Consider the following 20821-nt stretch of genomic DNA (forward strand, 5'->3'; position numbering starts at 1 on the left):
CGCCTGTGCCGAGGCTGGCGGTTTGCTGTGAGCTCCCTGTGCGACCTCCGAGCGCCCGATTGGTCCGTTCTCGGTCACCGAGACGCTGGTCATCGCGTCGGTCTATGCCTAATAGGTTGAGTGCGCTCCGCCTGCTGGCGGAGCGCGAGCTCGCCCGACGTGGAGGACAGATGGAGCACGGCAGCGACGAGGTACAGCGCCTGACGACGGTGCTGGCGCAGCAGCAGGAGGCCTTCCTGGCCGAGGGCCCACCCAGCGTCGAGGTGCGCCAGGCCCGCCTGCAGCGCGTCATCGACATGCTGGTGGCCTGCCACGAGCCGCTGGTCGCCGCGATCGGGGCCGACTTCGGCAACCGCCACCCCGGCTACTCCACGATGAACGACGTGCTGGGCTCGCTGGCCTCGCTCAAGTTCACCCGTGACTCGGTGGCGCAGTGGATGGAGCCCGACCCGCGTCCGGCCTACGCGCCGTGGGACCAGATGGGCGCCACCGCGCACGTGCAGCACCAGCCCAAGGGCACCGTCGCCATCATCGGCACCTGGAACGCCCCGGTGTACACCCTGCTCGCCCCGCTGGCCTACGCCCTGGCCGCGGGCAACCGGGCCGTGCTGAAGCCCTCCGAGCTGGTGCCGCGCACCGCCCAGCTGCTCGCCGAGCTGGCGGCCGAGCACCTCGACCCGACCGAGGTCGCGGTGGTCACCGGCGGTCCCGAGGTCTCCGGCGCGCTGTCCTCGCAGCCGCTGGGACACATCATCTTCACCGGCGGCACCACGGTCGGCAAGATCATCATGACCAACGCCGCCAAGAACCTGGTGCCGGTGACCCTCGAGCTGGGCGGCAAGTCGCCGTCGGTGGTCTCCCGCAGCGCCGACCTGGCTATCGCCGCCGGCAAGGTGGCCGTGGCCAAGGCCACCAACGGCGGCCAGCTGTGCGTCAACGCCGACCTGGTGCACGTGCCCCGCGAGCACGTGGACACCTTCGTCGCCGAGCTCAAGACCCAGTTCGCCCAGCTGTTCCCGACCGTGGCCGACAACCCGGACGTGGTGGCCGCGATCAACGACCGCCACCGCGACCGGGTGCAGGGCTACGTGGACGACGCCGCGGCCCGTGGTGCCCGGGTGGAGGTGAGCCCGGAGGGGGAGCAGGTGCCCGCCGACTCCGGCCGCCAGCCGCTGCGCATCGTGGTCGACCCCGCCCCCGAGGCGGCGATCATGCAGGAGGAGATCTTCGGCTCCGCGGTGGTGGTGCTGCCCTACGACACCGTCGAGGACGTCATCGCCGACATCAACGCCCGGCCCGCGCCGCTGGCGCTGTACTACTTCGGCACCGACGAGCAGGAGAAGCAGCTGGTGCTGGAGCGCACCCGCTCCGGCGGCGTGACGGTCAACGGCCTGATGCTGCACCCGGGCATGTCGGAGGCCCCCTTCGGCGGCGTCGGCGCCTCCGGGATGGGGCACTACAACGGTCGCGAGGGCTTCCTCGAGCTCACCCACGCCCGCACCGTCTTCGAGGCGCCCGCCGGCGCCGACCCGCGGCACGACTGGGGCATGCTGCCGCCCTTCGGCGAGCAGTTCCACGCCGGCATGGTCGCCGCCATCACCCCCTAGCCGGCGCCTGCTTCCACCCGCACCACCCCACCCACCAGTACGGCTCGACCCAGAACTCAGGAGCAACTGTGCAGACTCGCGGCGCCATCATCCGGCAGGCCCCCGGCAAGTACGAGGTGGTCGACCTCGAGCTCGACCGGCCCCGGCAGAACGAGCTGCTGGTGAAGATGGTGGCCTCGGGGCTGTGCCACTCCGACGACCACCTCGCCACCGGTGACCTGCCGGTGGGCAGCTACCCCTTCTGCGGTGGCCACGAGGGCGCCGGCGTGGTGGTCGAGGTCGGCCCGCACACCCTGGACTGGGCCGAGGGCGACCACGTGGTGTTCTCCTTCCTCGCCGGCTGCGGACGCTGCCGCTGGTGCGCCACCGGCATGCAGAACCTGTGCGACCGGGGCGCCTCGGTGCTGGTGGGCAGCCGCCCGGACGACCCGTCCAGCTACCGGATGAGCCTGGACGGGCAGGCGGTGGCGCAGAACAGCGGCATCTCCACCTTCAGCGAGCACACCACCGTGCACGTCAGCTCCGCGGTCAAGGTGGACAAGGACCTGCCGCTGGACAAGCTCTGCCTGCTCGGCTGCGGCGTGGGCACCGGCTGGGGCGCGGCGGTCAACTCCGCCGAGGTCTACCCCGGCCACACCGTGGTGGTGATGGGCGTCGGCGGCATCGGGATGAACGCGGTGCAGGGTGCGGCCCACGCCGGCGCCGCCCACGTGATCGCGGTGGACCCGGTGGCCTTCAAGCGCGAGACCGCGCTGGCCCTGGGCGCCACCCACGCCGTGGCCACCATGGAGGAGGGCACCGAGATCGCCCGCTCCTTCACCAACGGCCAGGGTGCGGACTCCGCCATCGTCACCACCGGCGTGGTCACCGGTGACCAGGTGGCGCAGGCCTTCGCTGCCATCCGCAAGGCCGGCACCTGCGTGGTGACCGGGCTGGGCAACGCCATGCAGATGGGTCTGCCGATCAACCTGGTGGAGCTGGTGCTGTACCAGAAGCGCATCCAGGGGTCGCTGTTCGGCGCCTCCAGCCCCAGCTCGGGCATCCCCTGGATGATCGACCTCTACACCAGCGGCAAGCTCAAGCTCGACGAGCTGGTCACCACCACCTACAGCCTCGACCAGGTGGCGCAGGGGTTCGAGGACATGCACTCCGGCAAGAACATTCGCGGCGTCATCCTGTTCGACTGACCTCCTCGCCCCGTCGGGAACACACCCGGCGGGGCGGAGGTTGTCCTGACACGATGGCCGTGCGGCTTGGGGGAGCCCGACCGACGCCGAGTGGAAGGACACCCAAGTGAACCAGCTGGCGGAGTCGTCTAGCCCGTACCTGTTGCAGCACAAGGACAACCCGGTGCACTGGCAGGAGTGGTCCGCGGCGGCGCTGGAGGAGGCCAGGCAGCGGGACGTGCCGGTGCTGCTGTCGGTGGGCTACTCCGCCTGCCACTGGTGCCACGTGATGGCGCACGAGTCGTTCGAGAACCCCGAGATCGCGGCGCAGATGAACCGTGACTTCGTCTGCGTCAAGGTCGACCGCGAGGAGCGTCCGGACATCGACGCGGTCTACATGGAGGCCACCGTCGCCATGACCGGCCAGGGCGGCTGGCCGATGACCTGCTTCCTCACCCCCGACGCCGAGCCGTTCCACTGCGGCACCTACTACCCGCCCACCCCGCGGCAGGGGATGCCGTCCTTCCCGCAGCTGCTCACCGCGGTCACCCACGCCTGGACGGACAACCGCGCCGAGGTGCTCAAGGCCGGCGTGGCCGTGGTGTCGGAGCTGGAGCGTGCCTCGGGGGTGCTGCCGCCGGCCGCCGTCACCCAGGACGCGCTGGACTCCGCCGTGGGCAAGGTGCTGCGGGACGCCGACCTGGTGAACGGCGGGTTCGGCACCGCCCCCAAGTTCCCGCCGACCATGCTGTGCCAGGCGCTGCTGCGCCACTACGAGCGCACCGGCGCGGAGGAGGCGCTGGCCACGGTGGTGCGCACCGCCGACGCGATGGCCCGCGGCGGCATCAACGACCAGCTGGGCGGTGGCTTCGCCCGGTACTCGGTGGACGCGGCGTGGGTGGTGCCGCACTTCGAGAAGATGCTCTACGACAACGCCCAGCTGCTGCGGCTGTACGCCAACCTGCACCGGGTGACCGGCTCGGCGCTGGCGCTGCGGACCGCGCAGAGCACGGCCGACCTGCTCCTGGGCGCGCTGCGCACCGAGCAGGGTGGCTTCGCCTCGGCCCTGGACGCCGACACCGACGGCGTGGAGGGGCTCACCTACGTGTGGACCCCGGCGCAGCTGGCCGAGGTGCTCGGACCCGACGACGGCGCGTGGGCGGCCGAGCTGCTGGTGGTGACCGAGGGAGGCACCTTCGAGCACGGCGCCTCGGTGCTGCAGCTGCCGGTCGACCCGGACGACTCCGACCGGTGGCAGCGGGTGCGGGCCACGCTGCTGGCCGCCCGGGCCCGGCGCCCGCAGCCTGGCCGCGACGACAAGGTGGTGACCGCCTGGAACGGGCTGGCCATCACCGCGCTGGCCGAGGCCGGTGCGGCGCTGGACCGGCCGGAGTGGGTGGAGGCGGCGGCGGCGTGCGCCGAGCACCTGCTGGCCACCCACCTGGTGGACGGACGGCTGCGGCGGGCCTCGCTGGGCGGATCGGTGGGCTCGGCCGCGGCGGTGCTGGAGGACCACGCGTCGCTGGCGACGGGGCTGCTGGCCCTGCACCAGGCGACCGGGGCCCTGAGCTGGCTGGAGCACGGTTGCACGCTGGTGGACCTGGCCGTGGAGCACTTCGCCGACGGCACCGAGCCGGGCGCCTGGTTCGACACCGCCAACGACGCCGAAGCCCTGGTGCGCCGTCCGCGCGACCCGATGGACAACGTCACCCCGTCCGGGGCGTCCGCCATGGCGGAGGCGCTGCAGGTGGCGGCCGCGCTCACCGAGCCCGAGCGCTCGGCGCGGTACGCCGAGCTGGCCGACACCACCCTGGCCCGAGCCGGCGTGCTGCTGGACCGGGCGCCCCGGGCGGCGGGCAACTGGTGGGCGGTGGCCGAGGCTGCCCAGCGCGGGCCGCTGCAGGTGGCGGTGGCCGGCGGGGGAGCACTGCTGTCCTCGGCGCGGCGCAACGCCCCCGGCGGCACGGTGATCGTGGGCGGCAAGCCCGACTCCGCGCCGCTGCTCGCCGGGCGGGAGCTCATCGACGGCCACCCCGCGGCCTACGTGTGCCGCGGGTTCGTCTGCGACCGCCCGGTGGCCAGCGTGCCCGAGCTGCTGCAGCTGCTGGGCCGGGGCGCCGACAGCGTCTAGGTCCACAGTCCCGCTCGCCGTTGTTCGGTGGTCGCTGTGCCATGATCGCCCGGCTCCGTGACTGTGCTGTCAGCACGACGGGGGTTGCGGTGACGACGCCGCACGCGGGACCCGGGAGCGGGCCTGCGCTGGGTTCGGGGCCTGGTCGGACGAGTCCTGTCGGCGGGCAGTCTTGGGGGAGGCTTCGTGCACGCACGCATGCGCCAGTGGTCAGCAGCGGTGCTCCTGCTGGTGGCGTTGACGGCCTGTGGCCAGTCGGCGCCGGCGCCGGCTCCGGCTCCGCAGGACGGCAGGTCAGCAGTGCCGCAGTCGCCAACGGCGGCCGTGACGCAGCCGCCGGTGCCGGCGACACCGGCGGAAGCTCCGAGCGGGGACGTTACCTCTGCTGAACCGGCGCCTGCGCTGACCTGGCGAGACAACCCGGCTGCCTTCGTGGCGGCGGGGGCGGCGACCGACCCGGCGGCCTACGCAACCCCCGCGGGCCACCAGCTCGTCACGCCCAGCGGCAACGTGCGCTGCGGCACCAGCCCCGACGCTGCCGAGCTGGCGTGCATCGTCCAGGGCCGGACCTACCCCGACCCGCCGAGGCCCAGCCCCTGCGTCGGAAACTGGTCGCCGCAGATCGTGCAGCTCACCGCTGCGGGGCTCGCGCCGGCGTCGTGCTTCGGTGGTCCGCCGATCGACACCAGCATCGCGCCGGTGGCGGTGCTGCCGTACGGCAGCACGGTGCAGCTGGGCGGCGTCGCCTGTCGCAGCATGCAGGACGGGCTCACCTGCGTGGCAGCCAGCTCGGGCAACGGGTTCCACCTCAGTCGTGGTGATCGAACCCCGCTGACGGCGCAGGGCGGCGCAGCGCCCCCGACGAGCGCGGTGCCGGTGAGCGCCCCGTGTGGCATCAACCTCGAGGCGCCGGCGGTCAGCGCCGCCATGCTTCGCCAGCCCCGCGAGCCGGTGACCGGTGCACGCTTTGGGCACGTCATCGACGGCAACTACGACCCGTGCGCGACGCTGTCCACCGCGCTCGTCACCGTCGACGGGGCTACCGGGTCGTCGCCCGTGCAGGCCCTGATGTTTCACCAGGGGAAGTACCTCGGTACCGGGACCACCAAGGCGTACGGCTTCACCGGCTTCAGCACCGCATCCAGCGACCGCACGGTCGTGCTCACCTACAAGGTCGTGGGCGAGTGCAACGCGTGCCCGGCCAAGGGCTTCGTCACCGTGAAGTACCACTGGCAGGACAACCGCGTCGTCATGGAAGGCGCCCCGCCGGAGCAGTAGGTAGTGATGCAGGCTTCGCCGCTGCCGGCAGCAGCGGAGCTGCACCACCTGCTGGAAGGTGGGCCGGTTCTGCCCGCTGATCGTGGGGCCGGTTACCCCACCGAACGGGGCGTGCATGTGCCTGCGCTCGCGGCGCTACCCGGTCCATGTCCGTGATACCGCCCACGTCAGCGTGCAGTGGGGTGAACATGATCGTCCGCTCACCCGAGCGTCAACAGGGTCGTTCAGGTGCCGAACGACGGCCCGGCGGGGCACCGATCAGCGGCAGCGCGAGGGGAGCGGGGCGGGCCGCCGGGGCCGGCGCGTCAGGAGTAGATCGCCAGCCAGATGGCCACGTAGTGGCACAGCGCGGCGAGCACGGTGGAGGCGTGGAAGAACTCGTGGAAGCCGAAGGTGTCCGGCCACGGGTTGGGCCACTGCACGCCGTAGAAGATCCCGCCCACGGTGTAGAACAGCCCACCGATGATGAGCAGCAGCAGCGCGGCGAGCCCGGCGTGGTGCAGCAGCTCGGGCAGCACGAAGACCGCCACCCAGCCGAGCGCCAGGTAGAGCGGGACGCCCACCCAGCGCGGCGCCGAGGGCCACGCCATCTTCAGCACGACCCCCAGTGCCGCACCGACCCACACCACGGCAAGCACCCGGTTGCCGGTGTCGCGGGGCATGCACAGCAGCGCGAACGGGGTGTAGCTGCCGGCGATGAACACGAAGATCATCGAGTGGTCCAGCCGCTTCATCCAGGTGCGCGCGCGCTCGCTGCGCCAGGCCCGGCGGTGGTACAGCGCGCTCACCCCGAACACCCCGCACACGGTGACTCCGTAGATGCCGGTGCCGAGCGCCGCGCGGCCGGAGACGGTGGACGCCGCCAGGGTGACCAGCACCGCGGCGGCGACCACCGCGGCGCAGAACGACCAGAGGTGGATCCAGCCGCGCATGCGCGGCGTGACGAGCGAGGGGGCGGGGGTCAGGGTGGTCACGGGACGGCCTCCTCCAGCTGTGGTCACCGCACCAGCGGCGAGACCAATCACAGGGTACCCAGCCGAGGCGCTCACTCGGACACCGTTCTGGGCGGTCCGCTCCCAGGCGTAGGGTCCCCTCCCGTGGAGGGCGGCGCCAGGAGGACTCAGCAGTGACGGTCAGGGAGACGACGAGCAACCTGGCCTACGCCTTCTACGAGCGCCACCTGCTGCGCCAGCTCCGCGGCGTGGAGCGCCCGCGCCACATCGGCGTGATCATGGACGGCAACCGCCGCTGGGCCCGTGAGGCCGGCTTCGACGACGTCAGCCACGGCCACCGGGTGGGGGCGCAGAAGATCGCCGGGATGCTCGGCTGGTGCGACGCCGCCGGGGTGGAGGTGGTGACGCTGTACATGCTCGCCACCGACAACCTGCGGCGCGACCCCGAGGAGCTGGAGGCGCTGCTGCACATCATCACCGACGTGGTGGACGAGCTGTCCGGGCCGGAGGCCAACTGGCAGCTGCGCATCGTGGGTGCGCTGCACGCGCTGCCCGAGCCCTTCGCCAAGGGCCTGCGCGCGGCCGCCGAGCGCACCAAGGGACGTCCGGGAGTCTCGGTGAACATCGCCGTCGGCTACGGCGGGCGCCAGGAGATCGTGGACGGCGTGCGCTCCCTGCTGGCGGAGCGGGCCGCCGCGGGCGTGCCGGCCGAGCAGCTGGCCGCGACGGTGACGGTGGAGGCCATCGGCCAGCACCTCTACACCTCCGGCCAGCCCGACCCCGACCTGGTGATCCGCACCAGCGGCGAGCAGCGGCTGTCGGGCTTCCTGCTCTGGCAGAGCGCGTACTCGGAGTTCTACTTCTGCGAGACCTACTGGCCGGAGTTCCGCCGGGTGGACTTCCTGCGGGCGCTGCGCGACTACGGGGCACGGCACCGCCGGTACGGCTCCTAGCCAGCACCGCCGGTACGGCTCCTAGCCAGCACCGCCGGTACGGCTCCTAGCAGCACCGCCGGTACGGCTGCTAGAGCTTGCGCAGCCGGACCCGGCGGATGGAGTGGTCGCGGTCCTTGCGCAGCACCAGCGTGGCCCGTGGCCGGGTGGGCAGGATGTTGGCCACCAGGTTGGGCTCGTTGATGGACAGCCAGATCCTGCGGCCCTCCACGCGCGCCTGGGCGTCGTCGAGGGAGGAGTAGTGGTGGAAGTGCGAGCCCGGCTGGGCGAAGGCCGTGCTCCGCAGCGCCAGGAAGCGCTCCACGTACCACCTCTGCAGGTCCTCCATGGCGGCGTCGACGTAGATGGAGAAGTCGAACAGGTCCGAGACCATCAGCCGCGGGCCGGGCTGCAGCACGTTGAGGCCCTCGACGATGAGGATGTCCGGCTTGGACACCACCTGCTCGGCCCCGGGCACGATGTCGTAGTCCTCGTGCGAGTAGACCGGCGCGGCGGCGCGCTCCACCCCGTTCTTCACGCTGGTGACGAAGCGCAGCAGGGCGCGGCGGTCGTAGCTCTCCGGGAAGCCCTTGCGGTCCAGGATTCCGCGGCGGGTCAGCTCGGCGGTGGGGTAGAGGAAGCCGTCGGTGGTCACCAGGTCCACCTGCGGGTGGTCGGGCCAGCGAGCGAGCAGCGTCTGCAGCAGCCGGGCGGTGGTGGACTTGCCCGCCGCCACGCTGCCGGCCACGCCGATGATGAAGGGCACGCGGGTGCTGGCCGGGGTCTCGCCGAGGAACGTGGTGGTGGCGTTGTGCAGCTGCTGGCGCGCGGCCACCTGGAGGTTGATCAGCCGGGCCAGCGGCAGGTACACCTCCGCCACCTCGTCCAGGTCCACCTGCTCGCCGAGGCCGCGCAGGGCGCTCAGCTCGTCGTCGTTGAGCGGCAGCGGGGTGGAGAGCCGGAGGTCGCGCCACTGTGCCCGGTCGAGCTCCACGTACGGGCTGGGCTCCTGGGTGCTGCGCGTGCTGGTTCGAGCCACGGGACAAACGGTACGCATAGGCCTGGAGAGGGAGAAGCCGTGGGGCGCCTGGACCGGCGTGGCGACTAGGCTTGACGGTCGTGGACGCGAACACGATGGTGCGCGAGTACCTGCTCCTGGGGCTGCGCTTCGACCGACTGGAGCCCGGGTTCGTCGACGCCTACACCGGCGACGCGGCCCTGCGCAGGCAGACCGAGAACGAGCCCCCGCCCGACCCACGTGCGCTGGCCGCACGGGCGGCCGACCTGCGCGCCGAGCTCGCCTCGGTGGCCCTGGCACCGGAGCGGGAGCGCTTCCTGGACGTGCACCTGCGGGCGCTGGAGTGCTCGGGACGCAAGCTCGCCGGCGACGCCATCGACTTCGTCGAGGAGGTCGACGCCTACTTCGACGTGCGGATCACCCCGGGTGACCCGGACGAGTACCTGGCCGCGCACCGCGCCCTGGCCGCGGAGCTGCCCGGCGACGGCCCGCTGCCGGCCCGGCTCAACGCCGCCCGGGCCCTGGAGGAGATCCCGCCGGAGCGGCTCAGCGCCTGCGTGCACGCCTTCTCCTCCGCGCTGCGCGACCGGGTGCGCGACCAGTTCGCGCTGCCCGAGGACGAGACCGTGAGCTACGAGATCGTCGGTGACAAGCCCTGGTCGGGCTTCAACTACTACCTGGGCAACCACCAGTCCCGGGTGGCCATCAACTCCGACCTCAAGCAGCGGATGAGCCACCTGCCGCACCTGGTGGCCCACGAGTCCTACCCCGGCCACCACACCGAGCACTGCCGCAAGGAGTCCGGCCTGGTGGCCGACGGCCAGCTGGAGCAGACGCTGTTCCTGGTGAACACCCCGCAGTGCCTGATGGCGGAGGGGCTGGCCGACCTGGGCCTGGACGCCGTGGTCGGGCCGGGCTGGGGCCTGTGGGCGCAGGAGATCTTCGCCGACCTGGGGCTGCGCTTCGACGGGGCGCGGGCCGAGCGGCTGCACAACGCCTCCACCCAGCTGCTCAAGGTGCGCCAGGACGCGGCCCTGATGCTGCACTCCCAGGGCGCCGAGGAGGACACGGTGGTGGACTTCCTGCAGCGGTGGCTGCTGGTGCCCGCGCCCCGGGCCCGGCAGATGCTGCGCTTCCTGTCCGACCCGCTGTGGCGGGCGTACACCACCACCTACGTGGAGGGCTACCGGCTGCTGCACTCCTGGTTGGACGCCCGGCCCGCCGACGAGCCGCTGGGCACCCGCTACCTGCGGCTGCTGGACGAGCCGCTGGTGCCCGCCACCGTGCGCGCGGAGATCGCCGCCGCCTGAGGGCCGTGAACGCCCGGTAAACCGCGGCGTGTCCTGCATCACCCTGGCGATCGCGGCGGCTAGCGTCGGCGGTGTCGGGTGGTGGGGAAGCCACCCGTCCGGGAGGTTCCAGTCGTGAGTGTCTGCACGAGGGGGCCGGCACCCGGTCCTCGTCACCGTCAACCCTGACGGCGGCCAGGAACGGTCCGGCCGAGCAAACCGCTTGCGCGGGTGCCGCGCTGGTGAGGGAGCCTGCTGTGGCTGCACGAACGTACGTCCTGGACACCTCAGTGCTGCTGTCCGACCCGTGGGCGCCGACCCGCTTCGCCGAGCACCAGGTCGTGCTCCCGCTGGTGGTGATCAGCGAGCTGGAGGGCAAGCGGCACCACCCCGAGCTCGGCTGGTTCGCCCGCGAGGCGCTGCGCCTGCTGGACGACCTCCGCCTGGAGCACGGACGGCTGGACCAGCCGGTCCCCGTCGGCGCCCACGGCGGCAGCCTGCACGTCGAGCTCAACCACACCGATCCGGCGGTGCTGCCCTCGGGCTTTCGCACCGACTCCAACGACTCCCGCATCCTGGCCTGCTCGTTGAACCTGCGGGCCGAGGGGCGCGACGTGGTGCTGGTCAGCAAGGACACCCCGCTGCGGGTGAAGGCCGGGGCGGTGGGTCTGCCCGCCGACGAGTACCGCGCCCAGGACGTGGTGGACTCCGGCTGGACCGGCATGACGGAGCTGGCGGTGACCCAGTCCGACGTGGACAACCTGTTCGCCACCGGGCTGATCGACCTGGACGAGGCGCGGGACCTGCCCTGCCACACCGGCATCCGGCTGCTGGCCGGGCAGCAGTCCGCGCTGGGCCGGGTGACCCCGGGCAAGCAGGTGGCGCTGGTGCGCGGGGAGCGGGAGGCCTTCGGGCTGCACGGGCGCTCGGCCGAGCAGCGCATCGCCCTGGAGCTGCTGATGGACCAGAGCGTGGGCATCGTGTCGCTGGGTGGGCGTGCCGGCACCGGCAAGTCGGCGCTGGCCCTGTGCGCCGGGCTGGAGTCTGTCCTGGAGAGACGCGAGCACCGCAAGGTGGTGGTGTTCCGGCCGCTGTACGCCGTGGGTGGGCAGGACCTGGGCTACCTGCCGGGCAGCGAGGCCGAGAAGATGGGGCCGTGGGGGCAGGCGGTGTTCGACACCCTCGAGGGCCTGGCCGACCCGGGCACCATCGAGGAGGTGCTGGCGCGGGGGATGCTCGAGGTGCTGCCGCTGACCCACATCCGGGGGCGGTCGCTGCACGACTCGTTCGTGATCGTGGACGAGGCCCAGTCGCTGGAGCGCAACGTGCTGCTCACGGTGCTGTCCCGGCTGGGGTCGGGCTCGCGGGTGGTGCTCACCCACGACGTTGCCCAGCGGGACAACCTGCGGGTGGGCCGGCACGACGGGGTGGCGGCGGTGATCGAGAAGCTCAAGGGGCACCCGCTGTTCGCGCACGTCACCCTCACCCGCAGCGAGCGCTCACCCATCGCTGCGCTGGTCACCGACATGCTGGAGGAGTTCGTGCCGGAGTCCTGACCCTGCGGCGCCCCAGGGGAGCGAGCTACCAGCGGCGGTTGGCCAGCACGGGCAACGACGCCCGCGCCGCAGCCACCGCGGCGAGGTCCAGGTCGACCACCAGCAGCTCCGGGTCGGACTGCGCCCCCGCCAGCACCGCGCCGGTGGGGGAGACCACCACGCTGTGGCCCACCCCGGTCGGCGCGCTGCCGGGCTCCTCGCCCAGGCTCGCCGGGTCGGCCTGCCCGCAGGCGAGCACGTAGCTGGTGCAGTCCAGCGCCCGGGCCCGGGCCAGCAGCTCCCACTGCGCCACCTTGTCCGGGCCGGCGCCCCAGGACGCCGACACCACCACCACCTCCGCGCCCCGGTCGGCCAGCTGCTGGTACATGCCGGGGAAGCGGATGTCGTAGCAGGTGCTCAGCCCCACCTGCACCCCGTCCACCGGCACCACCACCAGCTCGTCGCCGCCGGCCACGGTGCGCGACTCGGTGAACCCGAGGGCGTCGAACAGGTGCACCTTGTCGTAGTGGGTGTCCACGTCCGGCCCCACCACCAGCAGCGTGTTGCGCACCCGCCCGTCGTCGGCGGGCGTGAACATCCCCGCCACCACCGTCACCCCGGCCGACCGGGCGGCCTCCCGCACGCCCTCGGCCCAGGGCCCGTCCAGCGGCTCGGCCACCGGCCCCAGCGGCACCCCGAACCGGCACATGCTCGCCTCCGGGAACACCACCAGCGACGCGCCGGCGGCGGCGGCCAGCCCCACCTGCTCGCGCACGGTGGCCAGGTTGGCGGCGGGGTCGGTGCCGCTGAGCACCTGTGCCAGCGCGACTCGCATCAGTCCTGCTTGACCCGGGCCATGGCCAGCACGTCCAGCGCCGCGTCCAGCTTCTCCTCGCTGATGCGGTCGGGCACGTGCCCACGGTCGATGACCACCTCGCGGATGGTGCGCCGCTCGGCCAGGGCCTGCTTGGCGACCTTGGCCGCCTCCTCGTAGCCGATGGCGGAGTTCAGCGGGGTGACGATGGACGGCGAGGACTCCGCCAGCTCGCGGCAGTGTTCCTCGTCGGCCTCCAGGCCGTCGATGCAGCGGTCGGCGAGCAGCCGGCTGGAGCTGCTGAGCAGCCGGATGGACTCCAGCAGGTTGCGGGCCATCACCGGGATCTGCACGTTCAGCTCGAACGAGCCCGACGCGCCCGCCCAGGCGATGGCGGCGTCGTTGCCCACCACCTGCGAGCACACCTGCAGGGTGGCCTCGGGGATCACCGGGTTCACCTTGCCCGGCATGATCGAGCTGCCCGGCTGCAGGTCCGGCAGCCGGATCTCGCCCAGGCCGGTGCGCGGTCCGGAACCCATCCAGCGCAGGTCGTTGCAGATCTTGGTGAGCGACACCGCGATGGTGCGCAGCGCGCCGGAGGCCTCCACCAGTGCGTCCCGGGCGGACTGCGCCTCGAAGTGGTCCACGGCCTCGGTGAGCACGTCCAGGCCGGTGGCGTCGCGCAGGGCGGCCACCACGGCCGCGCCGAAGCCCTCCGGGGCGTTCAGCCCGGTGCCCACGGCGGTGCCGCCGATGGCCAGCTCACCCAGCCGGGGCAGGCAGGCCTGCAGCCGCTCGATGCCGGCGGCGACCTGGCGGGCGTAGCCGCCGAACTCCTGGCCCAGGGTGATCGGCACCGCGTCCATCAGGTGGGTGCGCCCGGCCTTGACCACGTCGCGCCACTGCTGCTGCTTCTGCACCAGCGAGGCGTGCAGGTGCTCCAGCGCCGGGACCAGGTCCTTGACCACGGCCTCGGTGGCGGCCAGGTGGGTGGCCGTCGGGAAGGTGTCGTTGGAGGACTGGGAGGCGTTCACGGTGTCGTTCGGGTGCACGGTGACGCCCGCCTTGCCGGCGAGGGTGGCGATCACCTCGTTGGTGTTCATGTTGGAGCTGGTGCCCGAGCCGGTCTGGAACACGTCGATGGGGAACTGCTCGTCGTGGCGGCCGGCGGCGATCTCGTCGGCCGCGCTGGCGATGGCCGCGGCGTCGGTGTCGGCGATGATGCCCAGCTGGGCGTTGACCCGGGCGCACGCGCCCTTCAGCAGCCCCAGGGCGCGGATCTGGGCGCGCTCGAGGCCGCGTCCGCTGATGGGAAAGTTCTCCACCGCGCGCTGGGTCTGCGCCGCCCACAGCGCGTCGACGGGCACCCGCACCTCGCCCATCGTGTCGTGCTCGATCCGGTAGCCGTCCTGGGTCTGTGTCTCGCCGTTGGTCATGGGCCCGACCTTGCCACTCGGCGTGGGCGCGGGCCAGCGCGCGGGTGCCCACCGGCTCCCACGGTGAGCCGGGTCACGAATCGGACCGGCTCTGCCTAGGGTGGGGAGTCACAGCCGAGACGAGGAGTTCGTGTGACTGAGACCACGTGTGACTTGTTGGTGGTCGGCGCAGGGCCGGCCGGCCTCTACGCCGCGTACTACGCCGGGTTCCGCGGGCTGTCGGTGGTCGTGGTGGACACGCTGCCCGAGCCCGGCGGCCAGGTCACCGCCATGTACCCGGAGAAGATGATCTACGACGTCGGTGGCTTCGCCGCGATCAGGGGCCGCGACCTGGTGGCCGGCCTGGTGGAGCAGGCCGGGCAGTACAAGCCCACCTACCTGCTCGGCCGCCAGGCCGTGCACCTGCACGACGCCGCGGGCGGTGGCTTCGACGTGGAGCTCGACGACGGGCAGGTGGTGGGCAGCCGGGCGGTGCTGGTCACCGGGGGGATGGGCACCTTCACCCCGCGCCCGCTGCCGGTGGGGCAGGAGTGGTCCGGGCGCGGGGTGGTCAACTTCGTGCCCGCGCTGGCCGCGCACGCCGGCCAGGACGTGGTGGTGGTGGGCGGCGGCGACTCCGCCTTCGACTGGTGCCTGGCCCTGCACCCGGTGGCCAAGAGCGTCACCCTGGTGCACCGGCGCGCCAAGTTCCGGGCCCACGCCGGCACGGTGGACGCCGTGCGCAGCCTCGGGGTCGAGCTGGTCACCGACGCCCAGGTGAGCGCGCTGCGGGCGGGGGAGAGCGGCGCCCTGGCCGAGGTCGACGTCGAGGTGGACGGCGTGGTGCGCACCCTGCCGGCGCAGTCGGTGATCGCCGCGCTCGGCTTCACCGCGGACCTGGGGCCGCTCACCGAGTGGGCGCTGCAGATCGACCGGCGCCAGATCGTCGTCGACTCGACCATGCGCACCGCCCGCCCGCTGGTCTACGGGGCGGGCGACATCGTCACCTACCCGGGAAAGGTCAGCCTGATCGCCACCGGCTTCGGCGAGGCGGCGACGGCGGTGAACAACATCGCCGTCGAGCTGGATCCGTCGGCGCACCTGTTCCCCGGGCACAGCTCCAGCGAGGGTTGACGCACCACCGGCGCCGCTCCCTGGTGGGGGCGGCGCCGGTGGTGGTGTCCCGACCTGCGATCAGGGGAGCGGGCGGTCGCCCTCGTCGCCGGCGTTGTCGAAGTCGATGCTGGAGTACTCGCGGAGCTTGGTCAGGCGGTGGTAGCCGTCGATCATGCGCAGCGTGCCCGACTTGGAGCGCATCACGATGGACTGCGTGGTGCAGCCGCCGCCGCGGTAGCGGACGCCGCGGAGCAGGTCGCCGTCGGTGATGCCGGTGGCGCAGAAGAACACGTTGTCCCCGGAGACCAGGTCCTCGGTGGTGAGGATCCGGTCGAGGTCGTGACCGGCGTCCAGGGCGCGCTGGCGCTCGGCGTCGTCGGTGGGAGCCAGCCGGCCCTGGATGGCGCCCCCCATGCAGCGCATGGCGGCGGCAGCGATGATGCCCTCCGGCGTGCCACCGGTGCCCAGCAGCATGTCCACGCCGGAGTCGGGGCGGGCGCAGGCGATGGCGCCGGCCACGTCACCGTCGGAGATCAGCTGGATGCGGGCGCCGGCGGAGCGGACCTCGCGCATCAGGTTCTCGTGCCGGGGGCGGTCCAGGATGCAGACGGTGACCTCGGAGACGTCGCTGCCCTTGGCCTTGGCCACGCGCCGGATGTTCTCCGCCACCGGGACGCTGATGTCGATGACGTCGGCGGCCTCGGGGCCCACCGCGATCTTCTCCATGTAGAACACCGCCGAGGGGTCGAACATCGCGCCGCGCTCGGCGACGGCGAGGACGGCGATGGCGTTGGGCATGCCCTTGGCCATCAGGGTGGTGCCGTCGATCGGGTCCACCGCGACGTCGCAGTCGGGCCCGTCGCCGTTGCCGACCTCCTCGCCGTTGAACAGCATGGGCGCCTCGTCCTTCTCGCCCTCGCCGATGACGACCACGCCGCGCATGGAGACGGAGCCGATGAGCTTGCGCATGGCGTCCACGGCGGCGCCGTCACCGCCGTTCTTGTCGCCGCGGCCGACCCAGCGGCCACCCGCCATGGCCGCAGCCTCGGTGACCCGGACCAGCTCCATCGCGAGGTTGCGATCCGGCGCCTCCCGGCGGCGTTGGGTCGATGGAACCTGCTCGGTCGGGTTGGTCACTGAGGGCCTCCTGGTCGGCGCGCGGGACGCGGGGTTTGCGGTGATTCTCGCAGAAGGAGGTGTTGCCCGCCTCACCCTGGGCCGGTGGACGGGCCACAGGCTGGTGGTAGGCGTGCTGAGCGGTGCGATGATGGAGCGGTGCCTGCCGACAAGCCCCGCCACCTCCAGACCAGCGGTGACATGTTCATCACGATCATTCCGCTGGTCCTGATCGTCATGGCGCTGGCCGGGCTCTCCCGGGCCTGCAGCTTCAGCCCGGGTGGTCCCACCGAGGGTCCGCCGCTGAACGTGGACGTGGCCGCCGAGCTGCGCACCGACGCCGCCGTGCTGGACTTCCCCGTCCGCCTGCCCCAGCTGCCCCCGGAGTGGCACGGCAACTCCGCCAGCCGCGGCGAGGTGTCCGGCCCGCAGGGTGGCCCGAGCGCCACCGTCGGCTGGATGACCGGCTCGGGGCGCTACCTGCGCCTGGTGCAGAGCACCGCCGGCGAGGACGCCCTGCTGGCCAGCCAGGTGGGTGGCGTGCGCAGCGCCTCGGGCACCAGGGAGGCCGGCGGGCGCAGCTGGGTGGTGTACCCCGAGCAGGACGCCGAGGCGGTGTGGGTGGCCGACCTGGGCGACGTGCGGCTGCTCATCACCGGCAGCGGCAGCGCGGAGGACTACCAGACGCTGGCCGCTGCGGCCGCCGAGGCCCAACCGCTCAACGGCTGAGCCCGGCCGGAGCGGCCTAGGAGCCGGAGCCGTTGGCGCCCTTGGCCAGGGCCTGCTCCACCCGGGCGCGGGCACCGGCCAGGTGCTCGTCGCAGCGCTTGGCCAGGGCCTCGCCGCGCTCCCACAGGGCCAGCGAGGCATCCAGGTCCAGCCCGCCCTGCTCCAGCAGGCGCACCACCTCCACCAGCTCGTCGCGCGCCTGCTCGTAGCCGAGCTCGTGGGGCGGGGTGGTCACTGCGGGGCCTCCGGAAGGTCGGGCGGGGTGGTGTCCTGGCTGGTGCTGGCGGGCACGACGCGGGCGTGCACGGCGCCGTCGGCCACCCGCACCCGCAGCGCGGAGCCGAGGGGGGCGTCGGCGGTGGAGCGCAGCACGTGGGCCGCGCCGCTGTCGTCGATGCGCTGCACCACGGCGTAGCCGCGGGCCAGGGTAGCGGCCGGACCGAGGGTGGACAGCCGCGCCCGCAGGTGGGCCACGGCGGTCTCCGCGCGCTCGAGGTGGCGGCGCACGTCCCGACGCCCGCCGGCCCGCAGCCGAGTGATCTCCTCGGCCCGGTTGTCGATGGTGCGCAGCGGGTCGGCCAGCACGGGGCGGCTGCGCAGCTGCGCGAGCGAGCGCGACTCGCGCACCACCCACGCCTGCAGCGCGGCCCGGCTGCGAGCCCGCATCTCCGCCACCCGGCGGCTCTCCTCGGCGGCGTCGGGCACCAGGCGCTTGGCGGCGTCGGTGGGGGTGGCGGCGCGCACGTCGGCCACCAGGTCCGACAGCGGGTTGTCCGGCTCGTGGCCGATGGCGCTGACCACCGGGGTGCGACAGGCCGAGATGGCCCGGCACAGGGTCTCGTCGGAGAACGGCAGCAGGTCCTCCACGCTGCCCCCGCCGCGGGCCAGCACGATGACGTCCACCTCGGGGTCCCGGTCGAGCTCGGTGAGCGCGGCGCAGATCTGCGCCACGGCGGTGGGACCCTGCACGGCGGTGTTGCGGACCGCGAAGCGCACCGCCGGCCACCGGGCACCGGCCACGCTGAGCACGTCCCGCTCGGCCGCGCTGGCCCGCCCGGTGACCAGGCCGATGGTGCCGGGCAGGAAGGGCAGTGGGCGCTTGAGCCGGTCGTCGAAGAGCCCCTCGGCGGCCAGCAGGCGGCGCAGCCGCTCGATGCGGGCCAGCAGCTCGCCGATGCCCACCGGGCGGATCTCGTCCACCCGCAACGAGAAGGTGCCGCGGCCGGCGTAGAAGGTGGGGGAGCCGTGCACGATCACGCGGCTGCCCTCGGTGAGCGGGACCGGGCTGGCCTGCAGCAGCCGCGGCGAGCAGGTCAGCGTGAGGGAGACGTCGGCGGCTGGATCGCGAAGCACCAGGAACGCGGTGGCGGTGTTGGGCCGGGCGTTGATCTGGGTGAGCTGGCCCTCCACCCACACGTCACCCAGACGCTGGATCCACTGCGCCACCTTCATGGAGACGGTGCGCACCGGCCACGGCTGTTCCGGGGTGCTGGGGGCGGTCACGAGCAACGAGCAGTGGTGACTCGACTCACTGCGAGGTCAGGCTCACTGGGCGTTCACGGTGCTGATGCGGTTGTCCAGCATCGTCAGGTACGGGGCCCGGGCGCGCTGGGCCTGCTCGTAGGCCAGCAGCGCCTCCAGCTCGACCAGCGTCAGCGTGCGCAGGCGGGCGCGCAGCTGGGCCAGCGTCATGGTGTCGTAGCCACTCACCGGCTCCTCGGCGCCCACTGCGGAGCCGGACTCCTCGGTGTCGTCGCTGTCCGCGGTGGTGGCGTCCACCGGCACGTTGGAGTACAGCGCGAACCGTCCGTTCCCGCTGCGGCGCACCGACTCCGACGGCGCCTCTGGGCGCTGGATGGGCTCGTCGAAGGTGGCCCACTCCGGCTTCTCCTGGGCGGGGTGCAGGAAGGACAGCACCTCGTCACCGCGGATGGCCAGTGCCGTCACCTGCTGCTGCACCCGCATAAGGTTCTGCAGGACCTGGCTCACGGCGGTGACCGGGAGCGAGACGACGGTGCTGGGGAGGTTGCGCACCTCCGTGGCGGTGGCGGCCGCGAGCCCGGCGGCGACCCGCACGGCGAGTGGGATACGAGGCATGGCACCAGAGTGCCTCATCCGCTGGTGAGACACACAACTGGCCACCGCCGCAGCGTGTCACCGTAGGCTGGGGCCATGTCGTCTGTACTTGATGCCCGACCTGCCGGCTCCACCAAGCGCGTCCTGCTGGCTGAGCCCCGCGGCTACTGCGCCGGCGTGGACCGCGCCGTGGAGACGGTGGAGCGGGCGCTGGAGAAGCACGGTGCGCCGGTGTACGTCCGCAAGGAGATCGTGCACAACCGGCACGTGGTGCAGACCTTGTCCGACCGTGGCGTCATCTTCGTGAACGAGGCCGACGAGGTGCCCGAGGGCGAGCTGCTGGTGTTCTCCGCGCACGGCGTGTCGCCCGCGGTGCACGCGGAGGCCGCGGGCCGGAACCTGCGCACCATCGACGCCACCTGCCCGCTGGTGACCAAGGTGCACCAGGAGGCCAAGCGCTTCGCCCGCGACGACTTCGACATCCTGCTCATCGGCCACGAGGGCCACGAGGAGGTGGAGGGCACCGCCGGGGAGGCGCCGGAGCACGTGCAGCTGGTGGACGGTCCCGCCTCGGTGGACAAGGTGACCGTGCGCGACGAGTCCAAGGTGATCTGGCTGTCGCAGACCACCCTCAGCGTGGACGAGACCATGCAGACGGTGGCCCGGCTGCGCGAGCGCTTCCCGCTCTTGCAGGACCCGCCGAGCGACGACATCTGCTACGCCACCCAGAACCGGCAGGTCGCCGTGAAGGCCATGGCGCCGGAGTGCGACCTGGTGATCGTGGTGGGCTCGCGCAACTCGTCCAACTCGGTGCGCCTGGTGGAGGTGGCGCTGGGTGCCGGTGCCCGGGCCAGCTACCTGGTGGACTACGCCGAGGAGATCGACGACGCCTGGCTGGACGGCGTGCAGACCGTGGGCGTCACCTCGGGCGCCTCGGTGCCGGAGATCCTGGTGCGCGGGGTGCTGGACCGGTTGGCCGAGCGGGGCTACGGCGAGGTGCAGCCGGTGACCACGGCCAACGAGACGCTGGTGTTCGCGCTGCCGCACGAGCTGCGCAAGGGCCGCGGCCCCCGCTAGCGGCCGGCGGTGGCCTCGGACCGGGTCTTGCTGCTGGTCGGGGCGGTGGGCCGCTGGATGAGCTGGCGGCGCGGCCGGTAGCTCTCCCGGTCCGACTCGATGCGCTCCGGCGTGTCGCTGGGGTAGGCCCGACGCTGGATGAGGATGCGCGCCACGCCCAGCCCGACGGTGACCGCGGTGGTGACGGCCATCGTGGGGAAGCCGTTGATCAGCGGCAGCGCGAGGGTGATGATCTCGTTGCGCAACCCGCCGCGGGCGGAGCTGCCGAGGCTGTGCACCACCAGCGGCACGGTGACCGCGAGGATCAGCGGCGGCTGCACCATGGCGGCGAAGATCCCGCGGTGCTGGACCGCGAGCACCGCCGCGACGCACCCGACGGCGTAGAAGACCAGGAAGATCTTGGTGAGCGTGTCACCCAGGGTCAGGTCGATGGCGATACCCGTGCCGGTCATCGCGAACGCGCCGAGGACTGCCCCCCACCACGGCACCCCGGTCTTGGTGGCCACGACCGAGCGGTCGGCCAGGGGGACCCGTCGCGCGGGTGGGATGGTGGTGCTCACGGCGCAACC

Annotated in this window: 19 protein-coding genes; 10 read left to right on the forward strand and 9 right to left on the reverse strand. The window is 72.8% G+C overall.

The genetic code is table 11. The annotated features are described in order from the left end of the window. Positions 1 to 116 precede the first annotated feature (116 nt). The 4 genes from AC3YO9_RS14915 (at position 117) to AC3YO9_RS14930 (ending at position 6182) form a co-directional block, all read left to right on the forward strand. Positions 117 to 1607 (forward strand): aldehyde dehydrogenase family protein, encoded by a 1491-nt coding sequence (locus AC3YO9_RS14915; protein ID WP_489983728.1) that lies wholly within the window; start codon positions 117 to 119, stop codon positions 1605 to 1607. 68 nt (positions 1608 to 1675) lie between these two features. Then, complete coding sequence (locus AC3YO9_RS14920) at positions 1676 to 2794, forward strand: NDMA-dependent alcohol dehydrogenase (protein ID WP_489983729.1); 1119 nt, start codon at positions 1676 to 1678, stop codon at positions 2792 to 2794. A 106-nt stretch (positions 2795 to 2900) separates the two neighbouring features. After that, complete coding sequence (locus AC3YO9_RS14925; RefSeq protein ID WP_489983730.1) at positions 2901 to 4904, forward strand: thioredoxin domain-containing protein; 2004 nt, start codon at positions 2901 to 2903, stop codon at positions 4902 to 4904. 432 nt (positions 4905 to 5336) lie between these two features. Then, positions 5337 to 6182 (forward strand): LppP/LprE family lipoprotein, encoded by an 846-nt coding sequence (locus tag AC3YO9_RS14930; protein ID WP_489983731.1) that lies wholly within the window; start codon positions 5337 to 5339, stop codon positions 6180 to 6182. Between the two features lie 305 nt (positions 6183 to 6487). Here the strand turns inward: AC3YO9_RS14930 and trhA are convergent, their stop codons facing one another. Then, positions 6488 to 7114 (reverse strand): PAQR family membrane homeostasis protein TrhA, encoded by a 627-nt coding sequence (trhA, locus tag AC3YO9_RS14935; RefSeq protein ID WP_489984073.1) that lies wholly within the window; start codon positions 7112 to 7114, stop codon positions 6488 to 6490. Between the two features lie 194 nt (positions 7115 to 7308). Between trhA and AC3YO9_RS14940 the strand changes: the two genes are divergently transcribed. Beyond that, on the forward strand, positions 7309 to 8088 hold the full coding sequence (locus AC3YO9_RS14940; protein WP_127782190.1) for an isoprenyl transferase: 780 nt from the start codon (positions 7309 to 7311) through the stop codon (positions 8086 to 8088). Between the two features lie 70 nt (positions 8089 to 8158). Here the strand turns inward: AC3YO9_RS14940 and coaA are convergent, their stop codons facing one another. Then, positions 8159 to 9106: a type I pantothenate kinase gene (gene coaA / locus AC3YO9_RS14945; RefSeq protein WP_489983732.1), complete on the reverse strand. Its 948-nt coding sequence runs from the start codon at positions 9104 to 9106 to the stop codon at positions 8159 to 8161. 80 nt (positions 9107 to 9186) lie between these two features. Here coaA and AC3YO9_RS14950 point away from each other — a divergent pair, with 80 nt between their 5' ends. Further along, positions 9187 to 10395 carry a DUF885 domain-containing protein gene (locus tag AC3YO9_RS14950; RefSeq protein WP_489983733.1) on the forward strand — a complete coding sequence of 403 codons (1209 nt, stop codon included), beginning with the start codon at positions 9187 to 9189 and terminating at the stop codon, positions 10393 to 10395. A gap of 236 nt (positions 10396 to 10631) precedes the next feature. Then, positions 10632 to 11930 carry an RNA 5'-3' helicase PhoH2 gene (gene phoH2 / locus AC3YO9_RS14955; RefSeq protein WP_489983734.1) on the forward strand — a complete coding sequence of 433 codons (1299 nt, stop codon included), beginning with the start codon at positions 10632 to 10634 and terminating at the stop codon, positions 11928 to 11930. Between the two features lie 25 nt (positions 11931 to 11955). Here the strand turns inward: phoH2 and AC3YO9_RS14960 are convergent, their stop codons facing one another. Both AC3YO9_RS14960 and AC3YO9_RS14965 read right to left on the reverse strand, forming a co-directional pair. Then, complete coding sequence (locus tag AC3YO9_RS14960; RefSeq protein WP_489983735.1) at positions 11956 to 12744, reverse strand: carbon-nitrogen hydrolase family protein; 789 nt, start codon at positions 12742 to 12744, stop codon at positions 11956 to 11958. Further along, positions 12744 to 14159, reverse strand: coding sequence for a class II fumarate hydratase (locus AC3YO9_RS14965; protein WP_489983736.1), 1416 nt, complete (start codon positions 14157 to 14159; stop codon positions 12744 to 12746). Before AC3YO9_RS14965 ends, AC3YO9_RS14960 begins: the two co-directional genes overlap by 1 nt. 132 nt (positions 14160 to 14291) lie before the next feature. On the opposite strand from AC3YO9_RS14965, the gene AC3YO9_RS14970 reads away from it, so the two are divergent. Continuing rightward, a complete protein-coding gene (locus AC3YO9_RS14970) occupies positions 14292 to 15272 on the forward strand; it encodes an NAD(P)/FAD-dependent oxidoreductase (RefSeq protein ID WP_489983737.1) in 981 nt (326 codons plus the stop codon). A 60-nt stretch (positions 15273 to 15332) separates the two neighbouring features. Here AC3YO9_RS14970 and glpX read toward each other — a convergent pair whose 3' ends face one another. After that, complete coding sequence (glpX, locus tag AC3YO9_RS14975) at positions 15333 to 16322, reverse strand: class II fructose-bisphosphatase (RefSeq protein ID WP_127784653.1); 990 nt, start codon at positions 16320 to 16322, stop codon at positions 15333 to 15335. A gap of 207 nt (positions 16323 to 16529) precedes the next feature. On the opposite strand from glpX, the gene AC3YO9_RS14980 reads away from it, so the two are divergent. Continuing rightward, positions 16530 to 17099: a DUF4245 domain-containing protein gene (locus AC3YO9_RS14980; RefSeq protein WP_489983738.1), complete on the forward strand. Its 570-nt coding sequence runs from the start codon at positions 16530 to 16532 to the stop codon at positions 17097 to 17099. A gap of 16 nt (positions 17100 to 17115) precedes the next feature. Here AC3YO9_RS14980 and AC3YO9_RS14985 read toward each other — a convergent pair whose 3' ends face one another. Genes AC3YO9_RS14985 through AC3YO9_RS14995 form a run of 3 tightly spaced genes read right to left on the reverse strand, consistent with a single transcriptional unit; the run spans position 17116 to position 19196 of the window. After that, the gene (locus tag AC3YO9_RS14985; RefSeq protein ID WP_127782198.1) at positions 17116 to 17334 is read right to left on the reverse strand and encodes an exodeoxyribonuclease VII small subunit; all 219 of its coding nucleotides are present in this window, start codon (positions 17332 to 17334) and stop codon (positions 17116 to 17118) included. Further along, positions 17331 to 18602 carry an exodeoxyribonuclease VII large subunit gene (gene xseA / locus AC3YO9_RS14990; protein ID WP_277601716.1) on the reverse strand — a complete coding sequence of 424 codons (1272 nt, stop codon included), beginning with the start codon at positions 18600 to 18602 and terminating at the stop codon, positions 17331 to 17333. Before xseA ends, AC3YO9_RS14985 begins: the two co-directional genes overlap by 4 nt. A gap of 42 nt (positions 18603 to 18644) precedes the next feature. Then, positions 18645 to 19196, reverse strand: coding sequence for a lipid droplet-associated protein (locus AC3YO9_RS14995; protein WP_127782199.1), 552 nt, complete (start codon positions 19194 to 19196; stop codon positions 18645 to 18647). A 75-nt stretch (positions 19197 to 19271) separates the two neighbouring features. Here AC3YO9_RS14995 and AC3YO9_RS15000 point away from each other — a divergent pair, with 75 nt between their 5' ends. Continuing rightward, positions 19272 to 20252, forward strand: coding sequence for a 4-hydroxy-3-methylbut-2-enyl diphosphate reductase (locus AC3YO9_RS15000; RefSeq protein WP_489983739.1), 981 nt, complete (start codon positions 19272 to 19274; stop codon positions 20250 to 20252). Here AC3YO9_RS15000 and AC3YO9_RS15005 read toward each other — a convergent pair. Continuing rightward, a complete protein-coding gene (locus tag AC3YO9_RS15005) occupies positions 20249 to 20812 on the reverse strand; it encodes a DUF6542 domain-containing protein (RefSeq protein ID WP_489983740.1) in 564 nt (187 codons plus the stop codon). The genes AC3YO9_RS15000 and AC3YO9_RS15005 overlap by 4 nt on opposite strands. Between the last annotated feature and the right edge of the window lie 9 nt (positions 20813 to 20821).

It is taken from the genome of Rhodococcus sp. Z6_132 (assembly GCF_058133635.1).

What these genes read in the sequence shown, in the direction of transcription:
- AC3YO9_RS14965 (WP_489983736.1), bottom strand. Translation starts at nt 14,159, where the DNA reads ATGACCAACGGCGAGACACAGACCCAGGACGGCTACCGGATCGAGCAC.
- AC3YO9_RS14960 (WP_489983735.1), bottom strand. Translation starts at nt 12,744, where the DNA reads ATGCGAGTCGCGCTGGCACAGGTGCTCAGCGGCACCGACCCCGCCGCC.
- AC3YO9_RS15000 (WP_489983739.1), top strand. Translation starts at nt 19,272, where the DNA reads ATGTCGTCTGTACTTGATGCCCGACCTGCCGGCTCCACCAAGCGCGTC.
- trhA (WP_489984073.1), bottom strand. Translation starts at nt 7,114, where the DNA reads ATGCGCGGCTGGATCCACCTCTGGTCGTTCTGCGCCGCGGTGGTCGCC.
- AC3YO9_RS14995 (WP_127782199.1), bottom strand. Translation starts at nt 19,196, where the DNA reads ATGCCTCGTATCCCACTCGCCGTGCGGGTCGCCGCCGGGCTCGCGGCC.
- glpX (WP_127784653.1), bottom strand. Translation starts at nt 16,322, where the DNA reads ATGGAGCTGGTCCGGGTCACCGAGGCTGCGGCCATGGCGGGTGGCCGC.